The sequence below is a fragment of the Sphingomonas sp. ABOLG genome (assembly GCF_003950435.1).
In the GTDB taxonomy this organism is placed as follows: domain Bacteria; phylum Pseudomonadota; class Alphaproteobacteria; order Sphingomonadales; family Sphingomonadaceae; genus Sphingomonas; species Sphingomonas panaciterrae.
This window is the reverse complement of the sequence record NZ_QQWW01000046.1, coordinates 1-976: the sequence shown is the minus strand read 5'-3', so window position 1 is coordinate 976 and position 976 is coordinate 1. Positions and strand designations below refer to the sequence as shown.

Below are 976 nucleotides of genomic sequence, written 5' to 3'. Positions count from 1 at the left end.
GGTCGATGTAGCGTGAGAAGTCGTCGAGCACGGTCGACAGGTACATCCAGCCCCACCCGATAATCTTGAAGTAGGTGAAGTCGGTCTGCCACATCTCGTTCGGCCGGGTGGTCTTGGTGTGGAACTGATCGGCGGCCTTGATCACCACATAGGCCGGGCTGGTGATCAGGTCATGGGCCTTCAGAAGGCGGTAAACCGTGGCTTCCGACACGAAGTAACGCCTTTCGTCGGTAAAGCGCACCGCCAGCTCCCGTGGGCTCAGCTCGGACTGCTCCAGCGCCAGTTCGATGATCTGATCATGGATGTCAGGCGGGATCCGGTTCCACACGCGGCTCGGTGCCGATGGCCGATCTTCCAACGCCTCCGGTCCGCCTTCGAGGAACCGGTCGTACCATCGGTAGAACGTCCGGCGTGCGATCCCCAGCTTGTCGAGGGTGAGCTTCGCCGGCAGATGCGACTGCTCGACGATCCGGATGATCTCGAGCTTCTCGGATGCGGGATATCTCATTCGTCGTCGCCCCCATCCGCGATCATGCTTTTTTTGAGCAGACGGTTTTCGAGCGTCAGGTCGGCCACGCATTCCTTCAGGGCACGGGCTTCGCGGCGCAGGTCCTGCACCTCGCCGCTGGTCGCGGCACGAGCCGTGTCACCCGCCAGGCGCCGCTTGCCCGCTTCCATAAACTCCTTCGACCAGGTGTAATACAGGCTCTGGGCAATGCCTTCCTTGCGGCATAGTTCAGCAATGCTGTCTTCGCCACGCAGCCCATCGAGCACAATGCGGATCTTGTCTTCGGCCGAAAAATGCCGCCGGGTCTGCCGCCGGATGTCCTTCACCACCCGCTCAGCAGGGGCCTTGGCAGGCGATTTTTTCAAGGAGTGTTGGGGCTTCATCTTCGTTCCTTCGTCACTACGACGAAGCCCCAACACTCCTTAATTCACAACCTCAAATCTGTGCCATTGGCGCTGACGGGGAACA

At 60.3% G+C, this 976-nt stretch carries 1 pseudogene; it reads right to left on the bottom strand.

Features of this window, described 5'->3' with window-relative positions:
• Window positions 1-891 (bottom strand): annotated as a pseudogene (locus CA236_RS18595) (helix-turn-helix domain-containing protein); the annotation flags it as partial.
• Window positions 892-976 lie beyond the last annotated feature (85 nt).